General features: G+C 72.3%; 23 protein-coding genes and 2 pseudogenes. 12 read left to right on the plus strand and 13 right to left on the minus strand.

Features of this window, described 5'->3' with window-relative positions; genetic code table 11:
• Positions 1–195 precede the first annotated feature (195 nt).
• Positions 196–744, minus strand: a complete 549-nt coding sequence (locus tag ACWCQS_RS21820) for an RNA polymerase sigma factor (protein ID WP_451005958.1) — start codon at positions 742–744, stop codon at positions 196–198.
• Between the two features lie 47 nt (positions 745–791).
• Between ACWCQS_RS21820 and ACWCQS_RS21825 the strand changes: the two genes are divergently transcribed.
• The 4 genes and pseudogenes from ACWCQS_RS21825 to ACWCQS_RS21840 all read left to right on the plus strand — a co-directional run.
• Positions 792–2,183: a serine/threonine-protein kinase gene (locus tag ACWCQS_RS21825; RefSeq protein ID WP_451005959.1), complete on the plus strand. Its 1,392-nt coding sequence runs from the start codon at positions 792–794 to the stop codon at positions 2,181–2,183.
• A gap of 153 nt (positions 2,184–2,336) precedes the next feature.
• Entirely contained in the window at positions 2,337–3,029 is a 693-nt protein-coding gene (locus tag ACWCQS_RS21830) for a DUF4232 domain-containing protein (protein ID WP_451005960.1), read from the plus strand.
• Between the two features lie 198 nt (positions 3,030–3,227).
• Entirely contained in the window at positions 3,228–4,466 is a 1,239-nt protein-coding gene (locus tag ACWCQS_RS21835) for a hypothetical protein (protein ID WP_451005961.1), read from the plus strand.
• 46 nt (positions 4,467–4,512) lie between these two features.
• Positions 4,513–4,999 (plus strand): annotated as a pseudogene (locus ACWCQS_RS21840) (universal stress protein); the annotation flags it as partial.
• Positions 5,000–5,005: 6 nt separating this feature from the next.
• On the opposite strand, the gene ACWCQS_RS21845 reads toward ACWCQS_RS21840, so the two are convergent.
• Positions 5,006–7,000: an RICIN domain-containing protein gene (locus ACWCQS_RS21845; RefSeq protein ID WP_451005962.1), complete on the minus strand. Its 1,995-nt coding sequence runs from the start codon at positions 6,998–7,000 to the stop codon at positions 5,006–5,008.
• A 284-nt stretch (positions 7,001–7,284) separates the two neighbouring features.
• Positions 7,285–8,199, minus strand: a complete 915-nt coding sequence (locus ACWCQS_RS21850) for a helix-turn-helix domain-containing protein (RefSeq protein WP_451005963.1) — start codon at positions 8,197–8,199, stop codon at positions 7,285–7,287.
• A 74-nt stretch (positions 8,200–8,273) separates the two neighbouring features.
• Here ACWCQS_RS21850 and ACWCQS_RS21855 point away from each other — a divergent pair, with 74 nt between their 5' ends.
• Positions 8,274–9,083 carry a phytanoyl-CoA dioxygenase family protein gene (locus tag ACWCQS_RS21855; protein WP_451005964.1) on the plus strand — a complete coding sequence of 270 codons (810 nt, stop codon included), beginning with the start codon at positions 8,274–8,276 and terminating at the stop codon, positions 9,081–9,083.
• 12 nt (positions 9,084–9,095) lie between these two features.
• On the opposite strand, the gene ACWCQS_RS21860 is transcribed toward ACWCQS_RS21855, so the two are convergent.
• A complete protein-coding gene (locus ACWCQS_RS21860; RefSeq protein WP_451005965.1) occupies positions 9,096–10,064 on the minus strand; it encodes an aldo/keto reductase in 969 nt (322 codons plus the stop codon).
• A 192-nt stretch (positions 10,065–10,256) separates the two neighbouring features.
• Between ACWCQS_RS21860 and ACWCQS_RS21865 the strand changes: the two genes are divergently transcribed.
• Both ACWCQS_RS21865 and ACWCQS_RS21870 read left to right on the plus strand, forming a co-directional pair.
• On the plus strand, positions 10,257–11,081 hold the full coding sequence (locus ACWCQS_RS21865) for an endo alpha-1,4 polygalactosaminidase (protein ID WP_451005966.1): 825 nt from the start codon (positions 10,257–10,259) through the stop codon (positions 11,079–11,081).
• Between the two features lie 277 nt (positions 11,082–11,358).
• Positions 11,359–12,228 carry a hypothetical protein gene (locus ACWCQS_RS21870; RefSeq protein WP_451005967.1) on the plus strand — a complete coding sequence of 290 codons (870 nt, stop codon included), beginning with the start codon at positions 11,359–11,361 and terminating at the stop codon, positions 12,226–12,228.
• Here the strand turns inward: ACWCQS_RS21870 and ACWCQS_RS21875 are convergent.
• Entirely contained in the window at positions 12,225–12,749 is a 525-nt protein-coding gene (locus ACWCQS_RS21875) for a flavoprotein (protein WP_451005968.1), read from the minus strand. The genes ACWCQS_RS21870 and ACWCQS_RS21875 overlap by 4 nt on opposite strands.
• A gap of 13 nt (positions 12,750–12,762) precedes the next feature.
• Positions 12,763–14,016, minus strand: a complete 1,254-nt coding sequence (locus ACWCQS_RS21880) for an RNA-guided endonuclease InsQ/TnpB family protein (protein ID WP_451005969.1) — start codon at positions 14,014–14,016, stop codon at positions 12,763–12,765.
• Between the two features lie 22 nt (positions 14,017–14,038).
• Between ACWCQS_RS21880 and tnpA the strand changes: the two are divergent.
• A pseudogene (tnpA, locus tag ACWCQS_RS21885) lies at positions 14,039–14,269 on the plus strand (IS200/IS605 family transposase); the annotation flags it as partial.
• A 64-nt stretch (positions 14,270–14,333) separates the two neighbouring features.
• Here the strand turns inward: tnpA and ACWCQS_RS21890 are convergent.
• Positions 14,334–14,795, minus strand: a complete 462-nt coding sequence (locus tag ACWCQS_RS21890; RefSeq protein ID WP_451005970.1) for a nuclear transport factor 2 family protein — start codon at positions 14,793–14,795, stop codon at positions 14,334–14,336.
• A gap of 130 nt (positions 14,796–14,925) precedes the next feature.
• On the opposite strand from ACWCQS_RS21890, the gene ACWCQS_RS21895 reads away from it, so the two are divergent.
• The gene (locus tag ACWCQS_RS21895; protein WP_451005971.1) at positions 14,926–15,504 is read left to right on the plus strand and encodes a TetR/AcrR family transcriptional regulator; all 579 of its coding nucleotides are present in this window, start codon (positions 14,926–14,928) and stop codon (positions 15,502–15,504) included.
• On the opposite strand, the gene ACWCQS_RS21900 is transcribed toward ACWCQS_RS21895, so the two are convergent.
• The 3 genes from ACWCQS_RS21900 to ACWCQS_RS21910 form a co-directional block, all read right to left on the minus strand.
• The gene (locus tag ACWCQS_RS21900; RefSeq protein ID WP_451005972.1) at positions 15,501–15,689 is read right to left on the minus strand and encodes a ferredoxin; all 189 of its coding nucleotides are present in this window, start codon (positions 15,687–15,689) and stop codon (positions 15,501–15,503) included. The two genes, ACWCQS_RS21895 and ACWCQS_RS21900, sit on opposite strands and share 4 nt — an antisense overlap.
• Before the next feature lie 12 nt (positions 15,690–15,701).
• Positions 15,702–16,931, minus strand: a complete 1,230-nt coding sequence (locus ACWCQS_RS21905) for a cytochrome P450 (protein WP_451005973.1) — start codon at positions 16,929–16,931, stop codon at positions 15,702–15,704.
• 159 nt (positions 16,932–17,090) lie between these two features.
• Positions 17,091–17,369, minus strand: coding sequence for a hypothetical protein (locus ACWCQS_RS21910; RefSeq protein ID WP_451005974.1), 279 nt, complete (start codon positions 17,367–17,369; stop codon positions 17,091–17,093).
• Positions 17,370–17,922: 553 nt separating this feature from the next.
• On the opposite strand from ACWCQS_RS21910, the gene ACWCQS_RS21915 reads away from it, so the two are divergent.
• Positions 17,923–18,372, plus strand: coding sequence for a nitroreductase family deazaflavin-dependent oxidoreductase (locus tag ACWCQS_RS21915; RefSeq protein ID WP_451005975.1), 450 nt, complete (start codon positions 17,923–17,925; stop codon positions 18,370–18,372).
• 89 nt (positions 18,373–18,461) lie between these two features.
• Here ACWCQS_RS21915 and ACWCQS_RS21920 read toward each other — a convergent pair whose 3' ends face one another.
• Positions 18,462–19,481 carry a cation diffusion facilitator family transporter gene (locus tag ACWCQS_RS21920; RefSeq protein ID WP_451005976.1) on the minus strand — a complete coding sequence of 340 codons (1,020 nt, stop codon included), beginning with the start codon at positions 19,479–19,481 and terminating at the stop codon, positions 18,462–18,464.
• A gap of 98 nt (positions 19,482–19,579) precedes the next feature.
• Here ACWCQS_RS21920 and ACWCQS_RS21925 point away from each other — a divergent pair, with 98 nt between their 5' ends.
• Positions 19,580–20,602 carry a glutathione S-transferase family protein gene (locus ACWCQS_RS21925; RefSeq protein WP_451005977.1) on the plus strand — a complete coding sequence of 341 codons (1,023 nt, stop codon included), beginning with the start codon at positions 19,580–19,582 and terminating at the stop codon, positions 20,600–20,602.
• A 28-nt stretch (positions 20,603–20,630) separates the two neighbouring features.
• Positions 20,631–20,936 carry a DUF4235 domain-containing protein gene (locus tag ACWCQS_RS21930; RefSeq protein ID WP_451005978.1) on the plus strand — a complete coding sequence of 102 codons (306 nt, stop codon included), beginning with the start codon at positions 20,631–20,633 and terminating at the stop codon, positions 20,934–20,936.
• 29 nt (positions 20,937–20,965) lie between these two features.
• Here the strand turns inward: ACWCQS_RS21930 and ACWCQS_RS21935 are convergent, their stop codons facing one another.
• On the minus strand, positions 20,966–21,427 hold the full coding sequence (locus tag ACWCQS_RS21935; RefSeq protein ID WP_451005979.1) for a pyridoxamine 5'-phosphate oxidase family protein: 462 nt from the start codon (positions 21,425–21,427) through the stop codon (positions 20,966–20,968).
• Between the two features lie 44 nt (positions 21,428–21,471).
• Positions 21,472–22,191: a TetR/AcrR family transcriptional regulator gene (locus ACWCQS_RS21940; protein WP_451005980.1), complete on the minus strand. Its 720-nt coding sequence runs from the start codon at positions 22,189–22,191 to the stop codon at positions 21,472–21,474.
• Positions 22,192–22,222 lie beyond the last annotated feature (31 nt).

The raw sequence follows: 22,222 nt of genomic DNA on the forward strand, positions 1-22,222 counted from the left end.
GAACTGGTTCTTGCCCGAGTCCGTCGTCACGGCGAACGTGCCGCCACGGGCGTGTCCCACACAGGCGTCTGGCGCGAGGGCCGAGGCGGGGGGGGCGGCGAGCGCGGCGCCCACGGCCGGCGACCAGCCATCGGGAAAGACCATCTGGCCCGGGCCGAATCCCAGGGCGCGGGGACCGGTCCGGCGCGCAGCGGCTCAGCCGCCCGCCAGCCAGGGCCGTACCAGTTTGCGGGCCTCGTGCAGACGGGACTTCAGGGTGCCGAGGGGAATGCCGACGCGCTCGGCGACCTCCGCGTAGTCCAGCTGGCAGATGTCCCGGTACACCAGCGGCGCCACCAGGTGCGGATGCGTCCGGTCCAGCCGCTCCAGCGCTTCCAGCAGGTCCACCCGGGATCCGGCGATGACGCTGGTGGTGCGCGGGTCGACGGCGTGCGAGGGCTCGATGGCGGCCGGCTGCTCGGCGGCCCGCCGCTTCAGCTCGCGGTACTTCTGCCGGGAACAGTTGGCGACCACGGTGTACAGCCAGGTGCTGAAGCGGCTGCGGCCCTCGAAACGGGAGATGTGCCGGGCCACCTGGAGCAGCACGTCCTGCGCGGCCTCCTCGGCGTCCTCCCGGCACGGCAGGAAGCGCCCGCAGCGGCGCAGGACCTCCGGCCGGATCTCGGTGAGCAGCCGGTCCAGGGCCGCGCTGTCGCCGGCGGCGGCCCACCGGGCGAGGTCTTCCACCGGCGCCTGGTCCTGCACGTACGGGTCCCCCCTCGAGTCGATCTCAGGCCAGGCATGATAGTCGTATGCACTCCCTGGATCGGATCGGCCGCTACCGTCTCGAACGGCCGCTGGGCACCGGCGCCTTCGCCACAGTCTGGCTCGCTCACGACGACGAGCTCCAGGCCCCGGTCGCGGTGAAGGTCCTCGCGGAGAACTGGTCGCACCGGCTGGACATCCGGGACCGCTTCCTGTCCGAGGCCCGGCTGCTGCGCCGGGCCGGGTCCAGCCGCGTGGTGCAGGTCTACGACATCGGTGAACTCCCCGACGGCAGGCCGTACTTCGTGATGGAGTACGCCGCTGGCGGCACCCTCGCCGATCTGCTGGCGCACGGGCCGCTGCCGGTGGGGCACGCCCTCGCGCTGACGGCCGAGGCCGCCCGGGCCGCCGCCGCGCTGCACGAGGCGGGCATCGTGCACCGGGACATCAAGCCGACCAACGTGCTGCTGCACACCGCCCCGGACGGCACCCGGCGGGTGCTGCTGGCCGATCTGGGACTCGCCAAGAGCCTCGCGCAGGCCTCGGTGCTCACGCTGGCCGCGGGCTCGGCGGGCTATCAGCCGCCGGAGCAGGCCGAGCCCGGCGCGGGCATCGACGAGCGGGCCGACGTCTACAGCCTGGGCGCGGTCGGCTACGAACTGGTCACCGGGAGCGTGCCGGGCCCGCCGGGCCGGGTCGTACCGCCCCGGCGGCTGCGGCCGGACCTCGGCGAGGACGTGGAGCGGGCGCTGCTGCGCGCGCTGGAGCCGGACCGGGCGCGCCGCTGGCCGGGCGCCCAGGCCTTCGCTGACGAGCTGGACCGGCTGGCCGCGGGGCCGCCCGTCCTGCGGCCCACCCGGCGGCTGGACGGTGTGCGCGGCCGGCTGAACACGGTGACGCTGGCCGTGGCCGCGGTCCTCGCGGCGGTGGCGGCCGCGGCCACGGTGACCCTGGTGATCCACCACGGCGGCTCCTCGGACCAGGTGCGGGTGACGGACTCGACGGGGCGGGTGGCCGTCAAGGTTCCGGCGGGCTTCGGCCGCGAGCTGCGCGACTCCGGCTGGGACCCGGGCGCGCTGGGGCTCGCCAAGGGCCACGAACCGGGGCTGGTGGTCGCCGACGACCTGAGCCGGTGGCCCGACCTGGGGGCGGCGGTGGACGGCGCCTTCGTCGGGGTGAGCGAGCACGGTGACGTCACCGCGCGGGTGAAGACCCTCGCCCACTCCGGCTGCCGCTTCTCCGGCAGCCGCACCTTCACCGACGCCGACTGGCACGGTCTGGTGCGGGCCTGGAGCGGCTGCCCGGACGGCGGCTCGGTCACCGAGTCCGCCCTGGCCCCGGCGGACGGCGCCGCGCAGCCCCAGGTGTATGTGCAGGTGCGGGAGCGGGGCGACAAGGACGCGACCGAGGAGATACTCCGTTCGCTGAGCGTGACCTGACGGGCGCCTGCAAAACGTCATGGCGGGGAAAAGATTCCTGCGTGTGCCGAACTTCTCCGGCGCTGCGAGCATCGGAGCGTGCGGACGGCGCACCCAGCGCCTCCAGGCACGCGTTCCGGCGCGTGCCATGACCCTCCAGGAGTGTTGAGCGACATGGTGTACACCCCCCGGTCCGCGCGGCGCGGGGCCCTGCTCGTGGGCACGGTCGCCGTGCTGGGCCTGCTGACCGCCTGTGGCAACGGCAAGGACGGCCACAGCAACTCGCCGGTCACGGCCTCCGGTACGGCGGCGCCGGCGACGGGCACCACGAAGAGCCCGGCCTCCGCCACGTCCGCCCCGGCCGGCACCCCCACCGGTGCCACGACGTCCTCCGCCTCGAACGCGGCCCCCTCCGCGAGTGGCGGCGCTGCGGGCACGACCGCGGCGGGCACCCGCTGCCACACCTCCGAGCTGAGCGCCTCGGTGGGCCGCAACAGCCCGGGCGCCGGCCAGGAGAACTTCCCGGTGGTCCTCACCAACAGGTCCGGCCGGACCTGCACCGTGCGCGGCTTTCCGGGCGCGGCGTTCGTGAACGGCTCCGGCAGCCAGCTCGGCCCGGATCCCAAGCGTGAGTCGGGCTCTCCCGCGACCATCACCCTGAAGCCCGGGCAGAGCGCCTGGGCCGGTCTGACCTTCTCCAACCCCGGCATCAGCGGCGCCAAGACGGCCACCCCGGCCGCGCTGCTGGTGACGCCGCCGGACGAGCGGGACTCGCTCAAGGTCGCGTGGACGGGTGGAGCGGTGCCCGTCTCCGGGAACTCGTCCTCCGTCTTCCTGTCGGTGTTCAGCCCCGGCACGGCTCCCTGACCGGCCCGGACACCCCCGAGGACCCCGCTGTTCCGCTCCCTGGGCAGCGGGGTTCATCATGCCCACGTCACAACTGTCACAGGACGGCAACAGGCTCCCAAAGCCACGATCTTTCCCCCGGCTCCCGTCATCGAACCCGTCGACCAACACCGGCGAGCAGGCCCCCGCAGGGGCCATGACGAGGAATTCGGGGACAAGATGAGCGGGATCTCACGCAGGCGGGTGCTGACGGCGGGCGCGGCCGCGGGCGCCCTGGGCACGCTGGCCGCGTGCTCCTCCGGCACCGGCCTCCGGGTCGACGGCCCTGCGGACGGCAAGGGCACCGCCCAGGGCCGTCCGGTGAAGCCGATCGGCGACGGCTCCACGGCCGACACCGGGGCCCAGCCGCACCAGCCGAAGCCCGAGCGGCTGAGGCCCGGCCAGAAGCCCCCGCAGTTCGTGGTGTTCTCCTGGGACGGCGCGGGCGAGTTGAGCAACCAGCTCTTCTCCCGGTTCCGCAAGGTCGCCGCCGACCACGGCGCCAAGATGACCTTCTTCCTCAGCGGCATCTACACGCTGCCCGAGTCCAAGAAGCACCTGTACCGTCCGCCGCAGCACCCGGTCGGCGCCTCCGCCATCGGCTACCTCGCCGACCGGCACATCCACGCCACCCTCCAGCAGGTCCGCGCGGCCTGGCTGGAGGGCCACGAGATCGGCACCCACTTCAACGGTCACTTCTGCGGCGCGACCGGCGTGCGCAACTGGTCCTCCGCAGAGTGGCGCAGCGAGATAGACCAGGCGGTCGACTTCGTGACCAAGTGGAAGACCAACACCGGCTTCACCGACCTGGAGCCGCTGCCCTTCGACTACCGCAAGGAGCTGATCGGCGGCCGTACGCCCTGCCTGGAGGGCCAGGCCAACCTGCTGCCCACGGCAGCCGCGCTGGGCTGGAAGTACGACGCCAGCTCCCCCGGCGGGCTGCAGATCTGGCCGGGCAAGGTGCAGGGCGGGAAGATCTGGGACTTCCCGCTGCAGTCCATACCGTTCCCCGGGCACAACTTCCAGGTCCTGTCGATGGACTACAACATGATGTTCAACCAGTCCGGCGGCAATCCGAACGGCGACCGCGCCCAGTTCGACGCCTGGCGCGCCCAGGCGCGCGACGCCTATGTCGCCGGTTTCCAGCGGGCGTACACGACCAACCGCGCCCCCTTCTTCATCGGCAACCACTTCGAGCGCTGGAACGGCGGCATCTACATGGACGCCGTCGAAGAGGCCATCGGGAAGATGGCCGCGTACGGCGACGATGTGCGGTTCGTGTCGTTCAAGCAGCTCGTGGCCTGGCTGGAGGCGCAGGACCCGGCGATGCTGCGCAAGCTGCGCACGCTGGTGCCGGGACAGGCCCCGGCGGGCGGCTGGGAGGAGTTCCTGGGCGCGGCGGGCAGCCACAGCTCGTAACCGCTGAACCCCTGACGGGGTACGTGCGCCGAGGGAGGCCGACCGGATGCGTGTGATGGCCTGGCTCGTCGAGGGCACCTGGCCCGCCTGCGTGGACACGGTGCGCAGCCACGCGCCGGACCCCGCCGAGGTGGTGCTGCTGCGCGTCAGCGGGCCCGAGGTGCCGGGGCTCGGGCACGGCGCGTTCGCGGGGCTGCTCGGCCGGGGGCATCCGGAGCGGCATCCGGGCGACCGGATGGCGGCACTCGGCGGAAGTTCGGCGGCCGAGCTGCTGGCCGCGGCCGCCGAGCTCGGCCGGCGCTGTACGCGCGAGGAGCAGTCGGGCCGGGTCGAGCGGGAGGTGGTGGCCGCCGCCGAGGGCGCCGATCTGCTGGTGCCGACCCGGGCCGGCGACCGGTCCCCGCTCAGGCCAGAAGCTCGGTCCGGCGGTCCGGTTCGCGGTCGACCACGCGCCGGTCGACCACGCGCCGTGCCCGGTGTGGCCGGAACGGGCCCCGGGGCTCGGCACCATCCCGCCGCCACCGCCGCACCACCCTGAGTCAGCGGCGGTGGCCCCCACCGCCGTAGCCCCCGCCGTCCCCGTATCCCCCGCTGCCCCACCCGCAGTAGTACGGGTACGCGGAGCACGGGTCGGGCGTGGCGGACGGCGTCGGTGGCGGACTCGACCTCGTGGCCGTGGGGGCCGGGGCTGCGGTGCTCTTCCTCGGTGCGGGCGCGGGCGCCGGGGCCGTGGGATGCGGGGTGGCGGCCGGCGCCGGGGTGGTGTCGCTGTCCCAGTCGACGTTCTGCATCTGCAGTTCGGGCTCGGTGGTGTCGACGGACCACCGCTGGTCGGCGCCGGGGGCGCGGTTCTTGAGGACGAGGGCGCCGGAGCCGTCGGTGGCCGCCGGGGTGAGCGCCAGGTCCTGGTTCCAGCGGGGTATCAGGGCGCCCTGGAGGGTGAAGTCGTAGCGGATGTTCCTGGCGGCCTCGCCGGTGGCCGAGCAGGGGGCGAGGCGGACCGAGTAACCGAGATGGGAGTCCAGGCACAGGCCGGGCGCGGAGGAGTTGCGCAGCAGTCCGTCGGTCTCGTACGTCCACTGCTGGCTCGGGGTCGTGGAGCAGGGGGCGAGTTCGGTCTCGGCGCCTTTGACGGCCTTCTTTCCGACGACGCCGACACACAGTCCTGAGGCGAGGTTGTGCAGCCGACCGTGCAGGGTGCCGTCGCCGGCCGCGTGCGCACCGGCCCGGGACGCACCGGGATTCGCCGTGTCCTTGCCCGGCGCCGGGGAGGACGCGTCCTTGCCGTCCGGGGACCCTCCGTCACCCGACCCGAGCACCGACCACAGCACCAGGGGCAGCACGACCAGCCCGCTGACGGTGACGACGGCCAGGGCGAGATTCCGCCGCCGCGCACGGCGAGCACGGGCGGCCCGATGAGCCGACCGGCGGGAGGGGACGGTGTCTCCGGGGGCGCCGGGGGCACCGGCACCGGCGACAAAGTCGGCGCCATCAGCGAAGGTGGAGGCCGAGCCGGCGGAGGCGGACGCGGTGGCATCGGCGGAGGCGGAGGCCGAGGCGGCGGAAGCACCCCGCCGCGCGGACCCGCCGGAAGCACCCCGACGCTTACCGCCGCCGGAACCACCCCGGCCCACGGACTGGGCGGAACCGGCCCGGTGCGGCGGCTCGGTGGGCAGGAAGGGCTCGCCGGACGAGGGTGCGACGGTCTCGGGCCGCGGGGCCGGTGCGGCAGGCTCCCCGGCGTGGCTCGCGCGGGAGTTCACATAGGCGTGGGCGCCCCAGCCGAGGACCGCTTCGGCGAGGGCGAGGCCGAGTCCCGTGTTGAACGCGACGAGTTGGTCGGCGGTGCGGCTGCAGTGGCCGCACCGGCCCAGGTGCTCGCGCAGATCGGGGTCGATGTCGACGTCGCCGCGCCGGAAGGTCACGTCGAGCATGCGCAGATAGCGCCGGCACTCGTTCTCGGGGGCGAGTTCGCGGTGGGCCTGGAGACACTCCTCGCGCAGCCGCTCGCGGGCCCGGCGGAGCTCGGCGCGGGCGTCCTCCTCGTCCAGGCCGAGCAGCGACGCCGGGACGGCGAGGGGTTCGGCCTCGACCTCGGTGTGCCACAGCACGGCGCGGGAGGCCTGAGGCACCCGCTGGAACGCGCGGGACAGCAGTCGCCGGCCGGGCGGCGGCAGCAGCCGGGCGGCGGCGCGCTCACCGGTGGCGCCGGACCGCAGCGCGGGGTGGAGGAGTTCCTGGCGGCCGTCGTTGTCCCACTCGGCCGCGATCCGCCGGACGGCGACCAGCACATGGGGCCGCCAGGCGGCGGTCGGGCCGGACTGACGCAGCGATTCCCCGAACAGCCGGGTGAAGGCGGCGGTGGTGAGCATGCCGGCGGCACGCGCCCCGTCCGTGCACAACCGCGCGTAGGCGAAGGCCGCTTCCCAGTGCCGGTCGAGGAGTTCACCGACGGGATGGAGCGCGGGTGTCCCTCCCGTCCACTTCTTCAGCTCGGCACTGAGTTGCTCGTCCGACCGGCCTGCCTCATTCACGACTGCATTCCTCCAGACGTGATACGGAATTAGTCCATACCAAACAGTATGGGAAGGTGGTGGGCTGCTCGAACGTCCACCTGAGGCGGCTCTTTTGAAGCGTGGGGGGTGTACGGGGAGCGGCCTGGCGCATACAGCGGGAAATGCGATGAGCCTGCGCGCCGACAGCGCACACTTTTGCACAGCGACACAGGCGCGAACAAGGGATCTCTCGATTATCGACAATCACCTGTTGACGGGGATCCTTATTGACGCGGATTCAAGGCAATCCCTTTCTCCACCTATTACGGCCGTTCGCCCGCCCGGTAGGCGCCGGGCGGCACTCCGTAGCGTTCCCGGAAAACCCGGCTGAAGTGGAAGGGACTGCTGAATCCGGAGGCCGCCGCCACCCGTTCCACCGTGAGGTCGGTGGCCTCCAGCAGCCGGGCCGCGTGCCGCAGCCGGGCCTCGCGCAGCGCCCGCATCGGCGACCGGCCGGTGCGCAGGGTGAACAGGTGGGCGAATCGGGACGGGGACAGCGCGACGCTCTCGGCGAGCGAGCGGACGGTGTGCGGGCCGCCGGGGTCGACGGCGATCAGCTCCTCGGCCCGGCGCACCCGGGCGTCGGTGTCCGCTGCGTGCAGCGGCGTCCGGGCGCCGCCGGCGGCGAGCAGGACGATCTCCTCCAGTGCGCACAGGGCCAGTTCCCGCGCCAGGCTGCCGTGCGCCACGGCCACCGGGTCCGGCTCGCGCGGGGTGGCCTCGGCCGGGATGCCCTCGGCCGGTCCGCGGGCGTCGGTGAGCATCCGGCCGAACGCCGCCTCGATCCGGCCGTGCAGGGCGCCGGGCACGGACGTCACGGCGTACAGGCCGTCGGACAGGGCGTACGGGGCGAGCCAGGCCGTCCAGGACGGACGGGCCTGGCAGTGCGTCCACCAGAACCGCCAGCTCCCGGCGCCGGGCGCGACGGCGTAGTGGTGGCCGGTGCCCGGGGCGAGCACCACGAGATCCCCGGTGCCGGCGCGGGCGCGGGCGGCGCCCTGGCGGAGCAGTCCGCAGCCGTCGAGGGTGAAGGTGAACAGCCAACTGTCCGATCCTCGGGGCCGGTTGACGCCATAGCCCGGCCGCTGGTCGTAGCGGCCGGTCACGACGAGTCCGGGCGGCGGGGACGGGTCGGCGGCGGCAGCCGTCACGGGCAGGTCCTCAGCATGCACGGGCATCCTCCCGTCGGGCGCGTCGGCCTAGCGTGCCGAGTGAGTGACCACCTGACCACCGGACTCACAGGAGGGGGCACATGACAGCCACGGACAACAGCGCCATCCTCGCTCAGGCGCTGCGGCAGCGGTTCGAGGAGGACGGATTCACCGTCGTGCGAGGGCTGTTCGGCCGGGACGAGACCGAGCGGCTGTGCGCCGCGTTCGCCGCGCTGCACGCGGCCGGTCCGGTACCGGGCCGCTTCGAGCCCCGCCCGGCGGACCCCGACCCGCTGCACCGGTATCCCCGGGTGATGCAGCCGCACGAATTCAGCGCGCCGGCACGTCAGTTCCTGCTGGACGCCCGGCTGCGGGCCGTGCTGGAGGTGCTGTTCGGCGAGGAGGTGCTGGCCGCGCAGAGCATGTTCTACTTCAAGCCGCCGGGTGCGCGCGGGCAGGCGCTGCACCAGGACAACTTCTATCTGCGGGTCGAACCGGGGACCTGTGTGGCGGCCTGGGTGGCCTGCGAGCCGATCGACCGGGACAACGGCGGTCTCGAGGTCGTCCCGGGCACCCACCGGATGGAGCTGTTCTGCCCCGAACTCGCCGACGAGCGGGTGTCGTTCGCCCGCGAGTACGTTCCGCCGCCGCCCGGTCTCGTACCGGTCCCCGTGGATCTGGCTGCGGGTGACGTGCTGTTCTTCAACGGCAGCCTCGTGCACGGCTCCGGGCCCAATCACACGGCCGACCGGTTCCGGCGCTCGTTCATCGGGCACTACGTGGGCCGCTCGGCGGAACGGATAGGGGCGTACTACCGGACGCTCACGATGTCCGGCGAGCGGGTGCCGTTGCCTCGGAGCGAGGGTGCGGGTCCGTGTGGCACGGAGTTCACACCACACGGACCTCACTGAGCCACCAGGACCTCAGTGGCCGCTGATCGCCCGCGGCGTGTAGGGCTGCTCCAGCTCCTTGATCTCCTTCTCGGTCAGCTCCAGTTCCACGGCGGCCACCGCGTCCTCGATGTGGTGCGGCTTGGCGGCGCCGACGATCGGGGCCGCCACCGTGTCCTGGTGCAGCAGCCAGGCGAGAGCCACCTGGGCGCGGGGCACACCGCGGTCGTTCGCGATCCGGGTGACGGCCTCGACGATCGAGCGGTCGCTCTCCAGGTACAGACGACTGCCGAAGTTGTCGTTGGCGCTGCGCTCGGTGACCGTGCCCCAGTCGCGGGTGAGCCGGCCCCGGGCGAGCGGGCTCCACGGCAGCACACCGACGCCCTGGTCCGCGCAGAGCGGCAGCATCTCCCGCTCCTCCTCGCGGTAGAGCAGGTTGTAGTGGTTCTGCATGGACACGAACTTGGTCCAGCCGTGCCGCTCCGCCGTGTACTGCAGCTTGGAGAACTCCCAGGCGTACATCGAACTCGCCCCGAGGTAACGGACCTTGCCCGCCTTGACCACGTCGTGCAGCGCCTCCATCGTCTCCTCGACGGGGGTCGCGTGGTCGTAGCGGTGGATCTGGTAGAGGTCGACGTAGTCGGTGCCCAGGCGGCGCAGGCTGTGGTCGATCTCCGTCATGATGTTCTTGCGGGACAGCCCGGCGCCGTTGGGGCCCGGCCGCATCCGGCCGTGCACCTTGGTGGCCAGCACGATCTCGTCGCGGTTCGCGAACTCGCGCAGGGCCTTGCCGACGATCTCCTCGCTGGTGCCGTCGGAGTAGACGTTGGCGGTGTCGAAGAAGTTGACGCCCGCCTCCAGTGCCTGCCGGACGAGCGGGCGGGACGCCTCCTCGTCGAGGGTCCACTCGTGGACGCCGCGGTCGGGCAGGCCGTAGGTCATGCAGCCCAGACAGATCCGCGAGACGTCCAGGCCCGTCGAACCGAGCTTCACGTACTGCATCGTTGCTGCTCCTGCCTTCGGGACGATGGTCACCCACGAGCCTACGGCGTGGCCCGGCACCGGCTTGACGACCGAAGCGGGCGGGCGATTTGATCCTGCCACGCGCCGCGCCGCCCGGTGTGGGCAGGATGGAGCGGACGTGCCCCCCACGGGTGTTCTCCGCGCCGCGGCCTCCGAAGGACCGCAGGCGCCTTGGCAGCGGCCCTGATCGTCACCCTGCCGGTGCTGGCCGGCTGCGATTCCGGCGGTTCCGGCGCCGCGGGCGGCTCCGGCGGCGAGGAGCGGCGGAGCTCGCCGAAGCCCGTGGCGGTACGGCTGCCGGCGCGCCACGCCGGGTTCGACTACCAAATCGGCGGCGCCTGTCCCCCGCCGAAGGGCGTACGGATCGTCAGCCGCGACCGCTCCGACGCCGCCGCGCCCGGCCTGTACAACATCTGCTACGTCAACGCCTTCCAGGCCCAGCCCGAAGAGCGCTCCTCCTGGCCTGCCGGCCTGCTGCTGCGCGATGCGCACGGCAGGGCCGTCATCGACGAGGACTGGCACGAGGCCCTGCTCGACATCCGCACGCCGGCCAAGCGGGAGCGGGTGGCCGAGCGGGTGGACCAGTGGATCGACGGCTGCGCGAAGAAGGGCTTCGACGCGGTCGAGCCGGACAACTACGGCAGCTACACCCGCTCCCACCGCCTGCTCACCGCGGCCGACGCGACCGCCTTCATGACCCTGCTGTCCCGGCACGCGCACGCCCGGCACCTGGCCGTCGCGCAGAAGAACTCCGCCGAGCTGGCCGGTGTGCGGGAGCGGGCCGGGCTGGACTTCGCGGTCACGGAGGAGTGCGGGCAGTACGACGAGTGCGGGGTGTTCGCCAAGGCGTTCGACGACCGGGTGGTGGACATCGAGTACGCCGACGCCGGTCTGCGGTCGGCGGTCGCCCACTGGGGGGACCGGCTGAGCATCGTGCGGCGGGACCGGGACGTGTCCACTCCGGGGAGCAAGGGGTACGTGCGCGAGGCGGGGTGAGGCCTGTCCGGGGGGCCGCGTCGTCGTCCCCGGCCCCCGGGACGTGTCCACTCCGGGGAGCAAGGGGTACGTGCGCGAGGCGGGGTGAGGCCTGTCCGGGGGGCCGCGTCGTCGTCCCCGGCCGGAGCGATCGGGACGGAGCCGCAGACGGACGATTCCGTTGCTGCCCCCAGGTGACCCGTCCGGCGTGGGAGCGGAACGATCGTCGTACTGTCGGCTCATCCTCGGCGCAGACGACCGGCATCCGGCCGGTCTCGGCCGCTCCGGAGGAAACGCGGTGCCGACTCGTCCCACCTCTTTCAGAACCCTGGCCGGAGCCGCGCTGCTGCCGCTGGCCCTGGTCACCCCCGCCTGCGCACAGTCCCGGCCCGCCGCCGCGCCGGCGGCCGCGGCCGCGCCCGAGGCCCCGGCGACCCTGTGCTCGGCGGCCGGCACGCTGCGCGGCGCGCACGGTGAGCAGGCCGAGGTCAGCCTGTGCGCGGACACCGGCGTCCCGAGGTTCAACATCACCGCCCCGGCCAGCTGCCGGATCGCCGGCTCCCGGGTCCGCTACGCCTGTCGCACCGAGGGCACCTGGAAGGCCACCCGGTCCGGCAAGACCCTCGGCACCGGATTGCTGCCCGGCTCGGGCCTGTACCCGGGTCCGGGCACCTACGGCCTCAGCGCCACCGTGCGGGTCCGGTCGGCGCCCGAGGGAGTCGATCTGAAGGGCACGGTGCAGGCCACCGTGTCGCTGACCGCGCCCAAGGCGAAGGCGACGCACTCCGTCACCGTCGACAAGAACGTGCTGCGCCGCAACGCCACGACCACCGTGACGTACACGATCCACCGGGACGCCGACGTGGGCGACGGCAACGCGCGGCTGGGGATGATCGGCGAGGAGGGCACCGGTCTGCGCATCAGCACGGCCGACAAGCGCTGTGTGAACCCGCTGGTGGGGCGGTACCCGTCGAAGACCCGGGTGGCGCACTCCCTGGACTGCACGGTGACCGAGCTGCAGCCCGGCCACCCGGAGACGCTGCAGGTCCGCTTCACGGTCGGCGCCAAGTGCTCCACGGTGGTGTCGAAGCTCGGCTACTGGGTGCCGAAGGGCCAGGACATGTTCACCGGGAACATGCTGGCGGGACCGACACTGACCTGCCGCTAGAGCAGATCCAGCGCCCGTTCCCAGGCGAAGTCCGGCCGGCCGCCGTCCGGCCCGGCCTCGCCGGTGTACGGGGCGCCGAAGCGGACGCCCATCCCGCGCAGCCGTTCCAGGCCGGCCCGATAGGCGGGATGGGCGGCCAGTGCGTCGGCGACACAGGGCAGGACGGCGATCGGTATGCCAAGGCCCGCGGCCTCGCACAGGGTGCCGAGCGCGAGGGTATCGGCGATGCCGGCCGCCCACTTGTTGACGGTGTTGAAGGTGGCGGGTGCCACCACGACGGCGTCCGGCGGCGGGAAGGGCCGGGGGTCGGCCGGCGTGCGCCAGGCCGATCTGACGGGCCGGCCGGTCTGCGCCGCCACGGCCGCGCTGTCGAAGAAGCCGGCCATGGCGACCGGTGTGGCGATGACGCCGACCTCCCAGTCCCGTTCCTGGGCTGCGCTGATCAGCTTGCTGACGCCGGCGGCGATCCCGGCCGCGCAGACGACGACGTAGAGGAAGGGCTTCTCGGCCTGTTCGGTCATCCCGGAACCCTAGTCAACTTGACCCGGCCTTAAAGGGCCGGGTTTGGAGGTAGTGCCCAACTGGCTGCTGGGTTGGCTCCTCCGTCCAGACACCCCTTACGGGGTGGCAGGGGACGCGTGACTCACGCCCCGCATTCCACACCCTCTCGCCGCGTTGGGCGATGTTGTGGGAAGCATTCCGGTCGGCGTGGGCAACGACCCCGCACCCCCGGCAGATGAAAAGCCCCTGGTCGACACGGTTGCGCTTGTCGACGTGGCCGCACTCGGCGCATGTCTGCGACGTGTACCCGGGATCGACGAGGACCAGGGGCACACCGGCCCGCTTGGCCTTGTAGACGATGAAGTCTCCGAGCTGGGCGAAGGCCCAGGAGTGGAGGGTGACCCGTTGGGGCTTGCGGAGCCGTACCCTCTGCCGGATTCCCTTGAGTTCTTCCAGGCAGATCCCGGCAAAGGTGCGTTCAGCCTCGGTCACGATCGTCTTGGCGATGATGTGGTTGGTGTTCTTGACGTGCGGCTGTTCGCGGCGGGAGCGCTCCTTCAACCGGCGCTTGGCGCTCTTGGTGCGCTTTTTCTGGAGCTTGGTCCGCAAGGCAAGCTGCCGCTTGCGGTACCGGTTCAGGCCGCGCCCGGCAGCCTGGTAGCCGGTGGACGTGGTGGCGATGTTGGCGATGCCGAGGTCGACGCCGATGAACGAGTCCGGCTCGAACCGGGCGGCCTCGGGGACATCGCAGGTGGCGATCAGGTAGAAGACGCCGTCACGCTCGATCAGGTCACTCTCGCCCTTGCGGTACTGCTGGAGCACCATGAGCGCGTTGGTCGAACACGCGAACCGCACACCCTTGACCCGGCCCGCGGTGGTCCAGATGGAGACCGTCTGCGTGTCGTACTGCCAGCTCAGACACCGATCGTCATAGGGCTGCGCGGCATCGGGCCGGAACATGATCGGCTTGGACTCGACCTTGATGCGGCGCGTACTGCCGGGCTTGCCGTAGTTCCCGGCCTTGAGGTTGGCGTGCAGCGTGGTGTACGCGTCACGCACTTTCTTGATCACATGTTGTGCAGCCTGCGCCCCGAGCCCTTCGGCCTTCAGGTGCGGGTACGTGTGCTTGCGCAGCTCGTACTCACGCGGAACGTCGTTGACGAACGCCACCTCAGAAACCCAGGTGGCCAGGTCGTTGAGCGTGCGCAGGGTCGCCGACAGCGCGGCGGCCTGGTCGGCCTCCGGTATCAGCTTCACCTGCGTCACGACCTTCACGAGCGTGATCATAACAGTGCTCTACGTCACCACGATGAGCCAAACCCCCGATATCCGCAGGGGTCCTACGGTCGTCTACAGCCTGCACGCACACTTGCTCTTCACCCCGAAGTACCAGCGCAGCCCATTCACCGACGACATCCTCAAGCGCTGCGAAGAGGTCATGCACGACGTGTGTACCGACTTCGGAGCGGAACTGCGCAAGTTCAACAACGAACGCGATCACGTCCACCTCTTGGTGCACTACCCGCCGAAGGCCGCCTTGAGAAGCAATCCCTCCCGGGCCCGAAGGCCCGGGGATCCTCGCTAGATCCCGCTGAACGGGCGCGCTACTGAAGCGGGAAGGACCGCCCTCGCTCGGCCTCCGGGCGCGGGCCGTGGATGCGGCGCTCCTTCTCCTCGATCGGTACGTCGTTGATGCTGGCCTCCCGCCGGGTCATCAGGCCGTGCTCGTCGAACTCCCACAGTTCGTTGCCGTAGGAGCGCCACCACTGGCCGTCGGCATCGTGGCACTCGTACTGGAAGCGGACGGCGATGCGGTTGCCGTCGAAGGCCCACAGGTCCTTGCGCAGCGCGTAGTCCAGCTCGCGCTCCCATTTGGCGGTCAGGAACGCGACGATCCCGGCGCGGCCGGTGACGAAGGTGCTGCGGTTGCGCCAGACGGAGTCCTCTGAGTAGGCGAGCGCCACCTTCTGCGGGTCGCGGGTGTTCCAGGCGTCCTCGGCGGCCTGGACCTTCTGCGCGGCGGTCTCGTGGGTGAACGGCGGCAAGGGCGGACGGTCGTCGGCCATGGGTCTCCTCCTGGGCTCGGCGGCACCGGAGAACGAGCGTTCTCCAGGTGGCTGCTACGATAGGAGAACGGTCGTTCTCCAGTCAAGGAGGGCGTGAGGTCAAGGACTTCGAGGAGTCATGGTGTCGCCGATGGACAGCACGGCCGCCCGGGACAGGGCGCTCGACGCCGCCGAGGAGCTGTTCTACGCCCGGGGTGTGCAGTCCGTGGGCATGGACGAACTGCGCGGCGCGTCGGGCGTGTCGCTCAAGCGCCTCTATCAGCTGTTCCCCGCCAAAGAGCAGCTCGTCGCGGCGTACCTGGCCCGGCGGGACGAGCGCTGGCGCGGACGCCTCGCCGAGCACGTGGCACGGCAGCGGGACCCGCGGGAGCGGATCCCGGCCGTGTTCGACTGGCTGGAGGGGTGGTTCGGCGAGGACGGCTTCCGCGGCTGCGCCTGGATCAACGCCTACGGTGAGCTGGGCGCGACCTCCGCGCTGGTCGCCGAGCAGGTGCGGGCTCACAAGGAGGCGTTCCGGGACCATCTGGCCTCGCTCGTGGCGGACGCCGGACTGCCCGCCGCGCTCACCGGGCCCCTGTTCCTGCTCGCGGAGGGCGCGATGGTGACGGCGGGCATCACGGGCAGCACCCGGCCTGCGGCCGAGGCCCGCGAGGCGGCGCGGGCCCTGGTGGCGACCGCCGGTCCGGGCGGGCTCGGCCGGCGATCCTAGGACACCCTGATCGCGCTCACCGGGCAGGCGCGGGCCGCCTCCCGGACCATCGGGTCGCCCGCGCCGTCCTCTCGCCCGGGCACCAGGGTGCTGTAGCCGTCGTCGTCCTGGGTGAAGACGCGCGGTGCCGTCAGCGCGCACTGGCCGGCGCCGATACAGATGTCCTTGTCGATCTCGATGTGCATGAGCAGAGCCTCTTACCAGGTCACGGGGAGTTCCAGCATCCCCTGGATCGTGTCGCCGCCCTTGAAGGGAATCTCCTCGGCCGGCACGGCGAGCCGCAGCCCCGGCAGCCGGGCCAGCAGGCTGCGCAGGGCGATCTCCAGCTCCGCGCGGGCGAGGTTCTGGCCCAGGCACTGGTGGATCCCGAAGCCGAACGCCACGTGGTGGCGGGTGGGGCGGTGGAAGTCCAGCGCGTCGGGGTCGTCGTACAGGGTCGGATCGCGGTTGATCACCGAGGTCGAGAAGAGCACGCCCTCACCGGCCCGGATGGTGGTGCCGGCGATCTCGATGTCCTCCAGCGCCACGCGCAGCAGCCCGTCCGCGATGGACAGCATCCGCATCAGCTCCTCCACGGCGGCGGGCAGCAGCGCCGGGTCGGCGCGCAACTCGGCCAGCCGGTCGGGGTGCTGGAGCAGGGTGAAGGTGCCGAGGGAGATCATGTTGGCGGTCGTCTCATGGCCGGCGACCAGCAGGATGACGGCCAGCGACACGAGTTCGGCGCGGTCCACCGTGCCGTCGCGCAGCTGGTGGTGGACCAGGTCGTCGAGAATGCCGTCGCCGGGCTCCACCTGCTTCGCCTTGGCGTCGATGAGCCCGCCGAGGTACTCCTCCAGACGGGCGCGGGCCTGCACGGAGTCGGCCGCCCGCGGGCCGCGCAGCAGCCTGCGGGACTGCTCCTCGAAGAACTCGTGGTCGGAGTACGGCACGCCCAGCAGCCCGCAGATCACCATCGACGGCACGGGCAGTGCGAAGGCGGGGACCAGGTCGGCGGGCGGCCCCTGCGCGATCATCGCATCCAGCAGACCGTCCACGGTCCGCTGGATCCACGGCCGCAGTTCGGCGGCGCGTTTGACGGTGAACGACGGGATCATCATCCGCCGCTGGCGCTGGTGTTCGGGATCGTCCACCCCGAGCAGGGCCACGCGGCGGTCACGGATGCCCGCGAAGCGCTCGGTGGGCATGGGGAAGCCGGGACGGCGGCGATCGGTGGACAGGCGGGGGTCGGCGAGCAGCGCGCGGGCGGTGGCGTGGGCGGTGACCGCCCAGACCTCGCGGCCGTCGAACAGGGTGACGCGGGACAGGGCTCGCCCGTCGCGCAGCGGCTCGTATCCGGTGGGCGGGTGGTAGGGGCAGGTGCGGTCCTGCGGGAAGGCGACGGGGTCGGCCGGGTTCGCCGGGCCGGTGGGGTCCGTCAGTTCCGTCATGGAAGACCTCGCAGACGAAGTAGTGCGTCGTGCCGATCTTCATTAGATGCCCCGGGCATCTATGGGTCGACTGCAAGTTCGGCCAGTTCGGCGATGTGGGTGATCTGGCCGAAGAACAGGGGTCACAGGGACGGAAACCGGCCGGAGTCCGTCCACGTTTCACGGTAACCGACGGCTCTCGCCGAAGGCGGCGAAGGCGCGCGCCACGGCCAGGCCGTCCTCGTCCACGTACTGCTGTACGACGAGGCTGTCCCGGGAGGCCAGGTGCGGTGCGCACCGGGCGGCACAGACACGGCCGACCGGTGCGGGCGTCAGGCCGGTGCGGGCGTCCGGTCGTCCAGTCGTCCGGTCGGTGCGGCCGTCAGGCCCATGCGGACGCCAGGCCGATGCGGGCGTCCGGTCGTCCAGTCGTCCGGTCGGTGCGGCCGTCAGGCCCATGCGGACGCCAGGCCCATGCGGCCGTCAGGCCGGTGCGGGCGTCCGGTCGTCCAGTCGTCCGGTCGGTGCGGCCGTCAGACCGGTGCGGGCGTCAGGCCCATGCCGACGCCAGGCCCATGCGGGCGTCCGGTCATCCAGTCGGTGCGGCCGTCCGGTCGGTGCGGTCGGTGCGGCCGTCCGGTCGGTGCGGTCGGTGCGGCCGTCCGGTCGGTGCGGTCGGTGCGGCCGTCCGGTCGGTGCGGTCGGTGCGGGCGTCCGCCGGATGGCGCCGAGCCCGAGCGCGTCCTCGCCGTCGGCCAGGATCCGCCCGACACGGGTGAGCGCCGGGCGGGCGGTCGGGACCCGGGGTCGCCGTGCCGTGGGCGCCGCCGCGCTGCGCGATTGGCCGACGGGACCCGGGGTCGCCGTGCCGTGGGCGCCGCCGCGCTGCGCGATTGGCCGGAGGTCGTCGCCCGGTCGGCGCAAGTGATCCGCGGTACGGATGATTCACGGGCCCGCCGGTGTTGAATGCCGGTGGCAGAGAGCTGTTGGACCGACGAAGGGGACGGATCCCATGCCTCTTGAGGGCGAGTACGAACCCAGCCCGGCGCAGTGGGTGCGCGAGCAGGTCGAGCTGTACGAGAGCTCCGGCGGGACGAAGGGCACGACGCTGATGGACACCGGGCTGCCGGTCGTCCTGCTGACCAGCCGGGGCGCGAAGAGCGGAAAGATCCGCAAGACGCCGTTGATGCGGGTGGAGCACGAGGGGACGTACGCGGTGGTCGCCTCCCAGGGCGGTGCGCCCAAGCACCCGGTGTGGTATTTCAACATCACCTCCGATCCGCATGTCGAGCTGCAGGACGGGCCGGTCAAGCGGGACATGAGGGCCCGTGAGGTCACCGGCGAGGAGAGGGCCAGGTGGTGGGAGCGGGCCGTCGCCGCGTACCCGCCGTACGCCGACTACCAGAAGAAGACGGCGCGGGAGATCCCGGTCTTCGTACTGGAACCCCTCGACGAGAGCTGACGAGAGCTGATTCGCGCCGGGCACCGGCGGGATTCGGAAGAATCTGCGCCGGGCAGGTGTGAACCCGTCCCGGGGCGGGCACTCGTGCGTCAGGCCCCGCCGCGTTCCCCCGTCGCGGCGGGGCTCTCTCGTGCCTCGCCGGCCGGCCGGTCGGTCACGTCGAGGAAGATCTGCCCCGCTTCGGGGAACGTCCGGGCCAGCGACCGCTTGATGCGTACGGCGACCTCCTCCACCCGCTCGCTGTCCAGACCCGGCACCAGGTCGATGCGCGCGGCCACCAGGGTGGAGTCCAGGCCCGTCTGCATCGTGAACAGCGCCTCGACGCTGTCGATCTCCGGCTGTGCCCGCAGCAGCGAGCGGATCCTGCCGCTCAGCTCCGGGTCGGCGGCCTCCCCGATGAGCCGGTCGCGGGCGTCACGGCCGAGCCGGTAGGCGACGTACACCAGCAGGACGCCGATGGCCAGCGAGGCGGACGCCTCCCAGGCGACCTGCCCGGTCACCATGTGCAGGCCCATCCCGGCGAGAGCGAGCGTCACGCCGAGCACCGCCGTGCCGTCCTCGGCGACCACCGTCCGCAGCGCCGGGTCGGCCACCGAGCCGAGGCCCGCGCCCTGCCGGCGTACCTGGTGCAGGGCCCGCAGCAGCGAGACGCCCTCGGCGACGAGGGCCACGCCCAGCACGATCAGGCCTGCCACATAGCCGCTGAACTTCTCCTGCGTGCCCTGGCGCAGGGCCTCGAAGCCCTGGAAGAAGGAGAAACAGCCGCCCATGACGAAGATGCCGACCGCGGCGAGGAGGGACCAGAAGAAGCGTTCCTTGCCGTAGCCGAAGGGGTGCTGTGCGTCCGCGGGGCGGCGGCTGCGGCGCAGCGCGGCCAGCAGGAACACCTCGTTGAAGCTGTCGGCGACGGAGTGCGCGGCCTCGGACAGCAGCGCGGGCGAGCCGGCGAGGACACCGCCGACGGCCTTGGCGACGGCGATCACCAGGTTGGCGGCGAGCGCCACCAGGACGGTGACCTTGGTCTGCCGGTCTGTCTTCGAGCCCGTGCCGGGCGCGTGGTCCTCGGCCGTGCGTGCGGCCTTCTCCCTCTCTGAGGATGTCCCGCTCACCTAACGCCGACTGCCCGCGAGCGGGCGGATCACACCGTGCGGGCACCGGAAAACGGGGAACGCGGTGCCCGAGGAGCCCCGGCCGGCGAGGAGGAGACATGGAAGGCGACGGCGACGGCAACCGCGCCTACGAGCACAAGACGTTCACCCGGTCCAGGAGCCACTTCACGGACCGGACCACCGCCGGCGGCCGGGACGGCCGGCCGGTCGAGGCGGGCCGTTACCGGCTGGCGGTCTCGCGCGCCTGTCCGTGGGCGAGCCGGGTGGTGATCTCACGCCGGCTGCTGGGCCTGGAGGGCGCGCTGTCGATGGCGGTCGCCGATCCCGTCCAGGACGACCGCAGCCGGCGGTTCACCCTGGACCCGGACGGCCGCGACCCGGTGCTCGGCATCCGGTTCCTGAGCGAGGCCTACGACCGGCGCGAGACCGGTTACCCGGGCGGGGTCAGCGTGCCCGCGGTCGTGGACGTCCCCAGCGGACGGCTGGTCACCAACCACTACCAGCGGCTCACCCTCGACCTGGCCACCGAGTGGACGGCCCTGCACCGGCCCGGCGCGCCCGATCTGTACCCGGCCGGCCGGCGCGAGGAGATCGACCGGGTGATGGCCGAGGTGTACGAGGACGTGAACAACGGCGTGTACCGGGCCGGGTTCGCCACGCACCAGAAGGAGTACGAGGAGGCGTGCGCGGGCGTCTTCCGGCGGCTGGAACTGCTCGCCGAGCGGCTGGCCGGACAGCGGTATCTGGTCGGCGACACCCTCACGGAAGCGGACATCCGGCTGTTCACGACGCTGGTCCGGTTCGACGCCGTCTACCACGGCCACTTCAAGTGCAACCGCTGGAAGCTGACGGAGAACCCGGTGCTGTGGGCGTACGCCCGGGATCTGTTCCAGACGCCCGGGTTCGGCGACACGGTCGACTTCGACGACATCAAGCGGCATTACCACCAGGTGCACACCGGCATCAACCCGACCGGCATCGTGCCGCTCGGCCCCGATCTCGCCGGCTGGCTGACTCCGCACCACCGCCAGGAGCTGGGTGGACGGCCCTTCGGGGACGGTACGCCACCGGGCCCGGTGCCGCCCGGCGAACGGGTGGCCCCCGGCGGAAGGCCCGCATGAGGGCCGTCCGGCGAGGAAGAAGTGACACATGGCCAAGACAAAGAAGAAGAAGCTTCCCCTCGTCTACCAGCCGATCGGTTTCATGCTCAGCTGGGCGGGCGGCGCGCTGGCCGGTGTGGCCTTCCGGAAGGCGTGGATGGCGCTCCGGCACGAGGAGGACGCGCCGGACGCGTTGGACGAGGACCGGGGTTGGGGGGAGATTCTGCTGGCGGCGGCGGTGCAGGGGGCGATCTTCGCGGTGGTGCGCAGTGCGGTGAATCGTACCGGCGCGAAGGCGATCGCCCGGTCCACGGGGGTTTGGCCTGTGGCCTCCAAGGAGGGGAGCCGGGGCTGAGCCGCGCACCGAACACAGCCCCGCGCCGCTTACGGGGCGATCCACTCCCCGTCTCTCATCAACTCCCGGCCCCTCAGCTCGTTCGCTTCGCGCCACGCCTGCACACGCTGCGGGAGGACCCTGAAGTACAGGTAGCGAGTGGGGAGTTGGCGGGGGTCGAAGCCCGTCTTGCCGGCGAAGACCTCAGCGTCCTCCTCGGGGAAGTCCTCCGGGGTCCACGACTGGACGGTGCCATCGATCATGACAACGTCCCGTGTCGGGCCGAGGCCGAGCCGGGCGCGGCCCGTGGCGACGAGGTTGCGGCCGGTGGGGCTCTCGGCCGGGGTGGCGATCAGCACGGTGGCGCCGTCCCACACGAAGGACAACGGCACGAGATAGGGGGCGGCGCCGTCGGGGCCGGCGGTGGCGACCCATACGTCGACGTCGTTCTCCAGCCGGTGGAGGGTGTCCTTCTTGCGCTCTGCGGCGGTGCGGGCGGGCGGTGGGGTCATGGCGTACGGCCTCCTCGGGATCCGGATCCCGTCCAGTGTGGCCGTCAGCCCCGGTTCCCCGCACGAATGTGATCGAGGCGTGTCTGCGCCGCAGTGAGGAGCAGTTCGAGGGCGGCCGGGTAGGAGCTGGACCGCATGGTGGCGACGAGATGGGGCGCGGTGGCCGCGATGTGCGGATGGGTGTCCGCGGGCAGCCGGCCGTAGGTGCTGCGCCATACGTCCGCCTCGGCCTCGCGCGCGGCCCTCGGCAGGGCGGTGCCCGCGGAGTCCAGGGCGCCGAAGGCGAGGGCCTGGTCGACGAACGCGTGGTAGATCCGCACCGCCTCCGGGTCCGGGAAGCCCGCCCGGCGCAGTACGCCGAGGATGCTCTCCACGGCCTGGATCTCCTGGGCGCGCCCGGTGACGCGGTGGGCGCTGAGCATCGCCGCCCGGGGGTGCGCGAGCGCCCCGGCGTGCATGCGCAGGCCCAGATCGCGCAGGTCGGCCGCCCAGTCGCCGGTCGGCCGCCAGGTCCGCAGGGTGCGGCCGATCAGCTCGTCGGCGATGGCCAGCATCAGGTCGTCGGTGTGCCGGAAGTACCGGTAGAGGGAGCTGGGGTCGGCACCGAGGGCCCGGCCTAGGCGGCGTACGGAGAGCGCGTCGGCGCCGTGCTCCTCGATGAGCCGGAGGGCGGTCTCCACGATCAGCTCCTCGGAGAGCATCACGCCCTGTTTGGTGGGGCGGCGTCGCTGCCGGGCGGCGGCCGGGACAACGCGGTCGGTCATGGGCCCTCCCTGGGGTGTGTCGGCACCTTAT

Source organism: Streptomyces sp. NPDC002076 (genome assembly GCF_053593835.1).